A 7,039-nucleotide genomic window follows, 5' to 3' on the forward strand; every position below is an offset into this window, starting at 1 on the left:
GTCGKCAGGGCCATCGCGTTGACGGTGAAGTCGCGGCGGACGAGGTCGTCCTCGAGGTTGTCGCCGAGGCGACGACGGGCTTGCGGGTCGTCCCGTCGTAGGCGTCCGCCCGGTAGGTCGTCACCTCGACGACGTCGGCGCCCTTGCGTGCACCGATCGTCCCGAAGTCGCGCCCCATGTCCCAGTGGGCGTCGCCCCAGTCGGCGAGGATCGCCTCGGTCTCGTCCGGCGACGCCGAGGTCGTGAAGTCGAGGTCGCCGCTGGTCCGCCCGAGGAAGGCGTCACGCACCGGGCCGCCGACGAGCGCGAGCTCGTGCCCACCCGCCGCGAAGCGCTCACCCAGGTCGGTGAGGAGCGGGACCGTCGGAGCCAGGTGGGCCACCGCGGCGCGCAGGATCTCCGGGGGCAGGGCGGGGTCGGACATGGGGCCCAAGGCTACGCGGTGCCCGGGCCCGCTCCCTTCGCCCCGCCCCCCACCCCCCGTCCGCATTTCCCTAGGGAAATGCGGGGGGTCCGCATCTGCCTAGGGAAATGCGCGGGGGGATCCGTATTTCCCTAGGCAAATGCGTGGCGAGGGGGTGGGTCAGAGGACGGGCGCGTTGGGCAGGCAGCGGAGGGTCCCCGATCCGTTGGCCCTGAGCGCGCGCTTGGTGATGTCGATGACCCGGGGGCTGTGGGTTATCGACAGGTGGTCGCTGACGTCGATCGCGCAGCCGTCCTGGACGGTGATGTTGCGGACCGTGGCTCCCGGACCGGCAGTGAGGAAGGTGCTGCGGTAGGGGGTGACCACCTCGTCGTACTTCGTCCCGATGACGGTGTAGTCGACCCCGGGCACGGTGTCGCCGTCGGCGGTGAGTGCGGTGATGTACTCCGAGCCCTTGATCTGGTCGACGGCGGCCTGGCCCAGCCCGGCCCGGGTGAGGTCCGTCGCCCCCCACGGCTTCGGCGATCGTCCCCAGACCCGACAGGGTCGTGCCGTGGTGGCTGCCGGCGAGGGTCACGACGTCGTCGACCCCACCGCCGCCGTGCTTCTTCAGCACGTCGGTGATGATCGTCCCGCCTTGCGACCAGCCGACCATGTCGACCTTGCTGGCCCCGGTGCGCGCACGCACGGTGTCGGCGAAGGCGGCGAGCTCGTCGCCGTTGTCCGACAGCCCCGTCGTGCCGTACACCCCGGGCAGCTGCGCCGCAGCATCCGTGCCGTCGGTGCCGTAGTTGAAGGAGTACACGCAGTAGCCGGCCCATCGCAGCTCGGGCGCCATCCGGGCGAAGGAGTTGTACTGGTTGGCGTAGGTGCCGTGGACGAGGACGACCGGGTGCTCACCCGCTCGCGGCACGCACCCCCAGTCGTTGACCCCTTGCGCCTGCGCGTCCGGGTAGACGAGCGAGTAGAGCAGGCTGCTGCTGAAGTTCAGCTGGTAGGGACCGACCTTGGGCGCGGCGTCGGCAGCCGCCGGTGCGGCGCTGGCCGGTGCGGCGGAGAGCGCACCGCAGGCCACTGCTGCAGCGGCGGCGGAGACGGCGAGTCGGCGAAGAGATGACCTCATGAGGGCTCCAGATGACGGCGTCGACGCTGACGCTGGCGGCACCGACGTCCTCGGCGGTGCCGTCCGAACCTAGCGGTAGGTAGGCCGCGCCCGCTCCCCGAGCCACCGGACCATGCTCCCCGGGGGAGCCACGGGCGCGGTGGCTACAGTGACCACATGAGTCACCCCGCTCCCACCTCCGGACCGCAGCGCCGTCTGCCTGCGGTCGAGGAGCGCAGCGCGCGGGGGGCGTCGTCGTCGACGTGCACGAAGGGGAGGCCCGCATCGCCGTCATCGCGCGGCGCAACCGGGCCGGTCGCTTGGAGTGGTGCCTGCCCAAGGGGCACATCGAGGGCGAGGAGACCCTCGTCGAGACCGCCGCGCGCGAGGTCGCGGAGGAGACCGGCATCGAGGCGCGGGTCCTCGTCGAGCTCGGCACCATCGACTACTGGTTCGCCACGCCCGACCGGCGGATCCACAAGTTCGTCCACCACTACCTGCTCGAGGCCATCGGCGGATACCTGACGATCGACAACGACCCCGACCACGAGGCCGTCGACGTCGCCTGGCTGCCGCTGCGGGACGCCCCCCGGCACCTGACCTTCCCCAACGAGCGACGCATCGCGAGGGAGGCGTGGCAGCGGCTCGCCGGCGACGGCTGAGCGCACGCATCGCGGGCCTGCTGCTCGCGGTGCTCGTCGTGCTCCCCGTCGCTGCCGCGCCCTCGACCGCTGCCCCCGAGGCGCCCGATGCCACGGGCACCCGGCTGACGATCACCTCCATGACCCCCGTCGCGGACGGTGACGGCCGCGCCACCGTCCGCGGCCGACTGACCAACACCGGCACCGAGACCCTCGAGAGCCCCTCGGTCCGGCTCGTCCCGCAGCAGGCCGGCAGCCGCCGCTCGGACATCGCCACCTGGACCGAGGGCACCCGCCCCGTCGAAGGGGCCTCCCTCGACGACGACTCGCTCGACGACCTCCCGGCGGGACGGTCGACCCCCTTCGTCCTGCGGGTCGACGCCGACGACCTGCTGCCCGACGCCTCCGCCGGCGCCGCCTGGGTGAGCATCCAGACGGAGACGACCGCGGTGCACACCTTCATCGGGGTCCACCGGACGAAGGAGTACGAGCCGCTCGGCCTCGTCTGGGGCATCCCGCTCGGCCTGCCCGCCGACCGTCGTCTCTTCGGCCACGGCGAAGGGAGGGCCAAGGCCTGGTCGGAGGCCGTCGGCCCCGACTCGCGGCTCGCCCGGCTCACCGACGAACCTCCGGCCCGTGACGAGGCCTGGCTGATCGACCCCACCCTGCTCGACGTGCCCGAGGAGGAGACCACGCGCACCGCCGAGCGGCGGGTGCGCGCCGAGCGTGCCACCGCCCTGCGCGACCGCATCGTCGGGTCGCGCACCCTCGTGCTCCCGGGCGCCGACGCGGACGTCGCCGCCGGGGCCCGCTCCGGGGCCGCGGCCCGCCTCGTCCGCCCCCCGCGTCGCCGACGGGGCCGCGGTCGCCGAGGAGCTCGGCGCCCGCAGCGACGTCCTGTGGCCTGCCGACGGTCTGGCCACCGACGAGCGGGCGGAGGCACTCGACGACCTCCACGCCGACCCGACCTCGCTCCTCGTCCCCGGCAGCAGCCTCGAGTCCGACGGCTTCACCGCCACCGGCGGGGTCCGCACGACCGGGGGGACCCCGCTCGTCGTGCGCGACGGCCCGCTCTCCGAGCTCGTCGCCGGACTGACCGGCCCGGACGACGTCGTCCTCGCCCGGCAGCAGCTCGTCGCCGAGACCGCGTCGATCCTCACCGAACGATCGGGCACCCCCCGCACCGTGCTCGTCGTGCCCGACCGCGGCACCACCCCGGACCCCGATGCGTGGGAACAGCTGCGCGACGCCTCCGGGGACATCCCGTGGGTGACGAAGGGGGACCTCGCGAGCGTCCTGACCGCCGCCGAGGACGCCGATCCGGTCCGCACCCCCCCGCACGCGCACCGAGATCCGCCGCGCCACCACGCCCGACACGCCTCGGGCCGCGCTGCTCAGCAAGAACCGCGCCCAGCAGATCTCCGACGACCAGGAGGCGATGGTCACCTTCGCGTCGGTCCGCTCCGACGGACGGGCCTGGCGACGCGAGCTCGTGCCGACCCTCCACCAGCTGACCTCCGCCCGGTGGCGCACCGCACCGAGCGACTACGCGGCGCTGCAGCAACAGGTCACCGACGAGGTCGCTCTCACCGCCGATGACGTCGTCGTCCGGTCCGGCGACGTCAACTTCTTCGCCGACACGGGTCGGCTGCAGATCACGATCGTCAACCGCACCGACGTCGAGCTGACCAACCTCGTCGTCCGCCTCTCCCCGGGCAACCCCTCCCTGCGCATCGACGACGACCCCGAGCCCGTGACGATCGGCCCCGGCGGCAGCCACACCGTGACCGTCCAGGCCAGCGCCCTCGCCGCCGGGCAGGTGCCCGTCCACGTCTCGGTCGCCACCCCCTCAGGGCACGAGGTCACCGCGCCCGCGACCCTGCGCGTCAAGGTGCGTCCGACCGGCGCATCCATCTACTGGGTCATCGGTGGCGCGGCCGCCCTCCTCCTGGCCGGCGGCACGTGGCGTACCGTGCGGGGCGGTCGTCGTCCGAGGACCGCGGACGAGCCCACCGAGGAGAGCTGAATGAGTCAGGCGCCCACCGGGCCCGACGACGTGGAGCCCACGACGACCCGTGAGCAGCCCTCGATCGTGCGCTCGAGCGCGATCATGGCCGCCGGCAGCCTGGCCTCCCGGGTGCTCGGCCTCGTGCGCAACACCCTGACCATCGCTGTCGTCGGCCTCAACCTCGTGCCGGCCGACGCCTGGAATGCCGCCAACACGCTGCCCAACATCTTCCACCTGCTCATCGCCGGCGGGGTGCTCAACGCCGTCATCGTCCCGCAGATCACCAAGGCCATGCGCCACGAGGACGGCGGCACCGTCTACATCAACCGACTGCTGACGATCGCCGTGACCACGCTCGCGGCCGTCACCCTCGCCCTCACCCTCGCCGCGCCCCTGCTCGTGCAGCTGGTCGTCTCCGGCAGCTGGGACGGACCCTCGCGGGGCCTGGCGACCGCCTTCGCCGTCATCTGCCTGCCGCAGGTCTTCTTCTACGGCGTCTACACCCTCTTCGGGCAGGTCCTCACCGCCCACAGCCGCTTCGGCATGTTCATGTGGGCGCCCGCTCTGGCCAATGTCGTCGCGATCGCCGGTCTCGCGTGGTTCCTGCTGACCGACGCCCCACTGCGAGCCCCGGTCGCCGACTGGAGCCCGACGATGATCGCCGTCCTCGCCGGCTCGGCCACCCTCTCGATCGCCCTGCAGGCGCTGGTGCTCGTCCCGTCGCTGCGGGCCACCGGCCTGCGCTACCGGCCGGTGTGGGGCCTGCGGGGCAGCGGCCTCGGGAGCGCCTCACGCATGGCGATGTGGGCCTTCGCCGCCGTCGCCGTCGGCCAGCTCGGCTACTTCGTCAACTCCCGCGTCCTGACCTCCGCGACCTACGAGGCCCAGCACCTCGGCGTCGAGGGCGCCGGCCTGACCGCCTACGCCAATGCCTACCTGCTCTTCATGCTCCCCCACGGGCTCATCACGGTCTCCCTCGTCACCGCCCTCTTCACCCGGCTCTCCCACGCCGCCCACGACCGCGACACCGCCGCCGTCACGGCCGACCTGCGACGCGGCATGACCCTGCCCGCCGTCGTGCTGATCCCGGCCACCGCGATCATGGTGCTGCTCGCCCCCTTCGTCCTCGCCGCGATCCTGCCCGGCACCCCCCGCGCCGCGACCGACGCCTCGGTGGGCGTCCTCGTGACGATGATGCTCGGGCTCGTGCCCTACGGCTGGTTTTTCCTCGTCCAACGGGCCTACTACGCCTACGAGGACGGTCGCACCCCCTTCGGCCTGCAGCTCGTGGTCACCCTCGTCGCGGTCTCCGTGACCCTCTTCGGCTCCACCCGTCCCCCCGAGGACGTCGCGACCTGGGTCGGCATCGGGCAGTCCGTCTCCAACCTCACCGCCGCCCTGATCGGCTTCTGGCTGCTGCGCCGCCGGCTCGGCCCCCTCCAGCTCGGCCGCGTCCTGCAGCAAAACATCCGCCTCGTCATCGCCACCGTCGCCGCCACCGCCTGCGGCGGGCTCGTCCTGCGCGGCCTCGACCTGGTCCTCGACACCGACACCTGGGCCGGGGCCGTCGTCGTCACCGCCCTCGTCGCCCTCGTCGTCCTCGCCCTGAGCCTCGCCCTCGCCGCCCGGATGCGGGTGCGCGAGGTCACCGAGACACTCGCCCCCCTCACCCGACGGCTGCGGCGCGGCTGACGCGCCCCCCCGCGGCGGGCTCCCGACCTCGACCGGGTCGGGCACCTAGGATGGCGCGGCAGACATCCACCGACGAGAGGGACAACGTGCACGGGGTGAACCCGGGGACCGAGCTCGGTCGATACACGGTCGCATCCCGGATCGAGGAGATCGCGGGCGGCGAGCGCTGGACCGCGAGGGACACGACGCTCGACCGCGACGTGACGCTGCTCGTCATGCCCACCGACGGCGCGAGCACCCCCGCCGCCCTCGACGCGGCACGGCGGGCCGCCGGGGTCGAGGCCGCCCAGCTCGTCCGCATCCTCGACGTCGACACCGAGGGCGACCTGTCCTGGGTCGCCGAGGAGTCGCTCGCCGACGCCCTCACCTACGCCGAGGCCATCGGCACCGACGGACTGCCCGCCGAGGAGGTCCGCCGCATCACCGGCGAGATCGCCACCGGAGTCGAGGCCGCCCGGGCCCGCGGCCTGCACCACCTCGCCCTCACCCCGGACATCGTCCTGCTGACGCACGACGGGCGGGTCAAGGTGCGCGGCCTCGCCACCTCCGCCGCCCTCGGCGGCACCGAGACCGAGGGCGAGGAGGCCGATCGCGACGACGCCCGCGCCATCGTCGCCCTCGCCTACGCCGGCCTCACCGGCACCTGGCCGCTGCCCGGCTCGACCAGCCTGCCCGCCGCACCGACGAGCGACGGCGCGCCGACGCCCCCCTTCGCACCTCGCGGTGGCCGTCCCAGGCGACCTCGACACCATCTGCCGCGAGACCCTCGGCGACGACACCGGCCCGGACTCGCCCGGCGACTACGCCGCCCAGATCGCGCCGTGGTCCCGCATCCCCCTCGCCGGCGCGGTGCGCACCGGGTCGGCCGACACCCAGGTCGTGCCGACGGTCACTGCGGCGGCGGAGACCCCCGCGACAGCCGTCACCGAGCTCGCCGAGGGCGCCGACCGCGACGAGGACGTCACCCAGGCCATCGACACGCGCGGCGACAGCCGCCACACAGTCGTCATCACCCCTGGTCGCGACCTCCCGGCCCACGACGACGGCGAGGCGGCCACCGAGCCCACCACCACGCGACACACCGGGTCCCGGACCGCTGACGGCCGGGAGAGCGAGGACGAGGGCGACGACCACCACGGCGAGCGCCGCGCCGCGGCCGCCGCCGCAGCAGC

5 protein-coding genes and 3 pseudogenes are annotated in these 7,039 nt (G+C 73.7%); 5 read left to right on the top strand and 3 right to left on the bottom strand.

Annotation, left to right across the window (positions count from 1 at the left end; all coding sequences use genetic code 11):
* The 3 genes and pseudogenes from B277_RS19310 to B277_RS20410 form a co-directional block, all read right to left on the bottom strand.
* Nucleotides 1–424, bottom strand: a pseudogene (locus B277_RS19310) (hypothetical protein); the annotation flags it as partial.
* Between the two features lie 159 nt (nt 425–583).
* Nucleotides 584–835, bottom strand: coding sequence for a hypothetical protein (locus B277_RS19315; RefSeq protein WP_051988107.1), 252 nt, complete (start codon nt 833–835; stop codon nt 584–586).
* Between the two features lie 196 nt (nt 836–1,031).
* A pseudogene (locus tag B277_RS20410) lies at nt 1,032–1,547 on the bottom strand (esterase/lipase family protein); the annotation flags it as partial.
* Nucleotides 1,548–1,703: 156 nt separating this feature from the next.
* Here B277_RS20410 and B277_RS14905 point away from each other — a divergent pair.
* The 5 genes and pseudogenes from B277_RS14905 to B277_RS14925 all read left to right on the top strand — a co-directional run bounded on the left by B277_RS14905 (nt 1,704) and on the right by B277_RS14925 (nt 6,967).
* Nucleotides 1,704–2,188, top strand: a pseudogene (locus B277_RS14905) (NUDIX hydrolase).
* A complete protein-coding gene (locus B277_RS20080; protein ID WP_007929772.1) occupies nt 2,161–3,681 on the top strand; it encodes a DUF6049 family protein in 1,521 nt (506 codons plus the stop codon). Before B277_RS14905 ends, B277_RS20080 begins: the two are co-directional and overlap by 28 nt.
* On the top strand, nt 3,585–4,193 hold the full coding sequence (locus B277_RS19615; protein ID WP_338009773.1) for a DUF6049 family protein: 609 nt from the start codon (nt 3,585–3,587) through the stop codon (nt 4,191–4,193). Before B277_RS20080 ends, B277_RS19615 begins: the two co-directional genes overlap by 97 nt.
* Entirely contained in the window at nt 4,194–5,867 is a 1,674-nt protein-coding gene (gene murJ, locus B277_RS14920; protein ID WP_007929775.1) for a murein biosynthesis integral membrane protein MurJ, read from the top strand.
* A gap of 95 nt (nt 5,868–5,962) precedes the next feature.
* Nucleotides 5,963–6,967, top strand: a complete 1,005-nt coding sequence (locus B277_RS14925) for a protein kinase family protein (RefSeq protein WP_007929776.1) — start codon at nt 5,963–5,965, stop codon at nt 6,965–6,967.
* Nucleotides 6,968–7,039 lie beyond the last annotated feature (72 nt).

It is taken from the genome of Janibacter hoylei PVAS-1 (assembly GCF_000297495.1).
Taxonomy (GTDB): Bacteria; Actinomycetota; Actinomycetes; order Actinomycetales; family Dermatophilaceae; genus Janibacter; species Janibacter hoylei.

Excerpts from the sequence above, each read along its gene's own strand:
- murJ (WP_007929775.1), top strand. The coding sequence starts at position 4,194 with ATGAGTCAGGCGCCCACCGGGCCCGACGACGTGGAGCCCACGACGACC.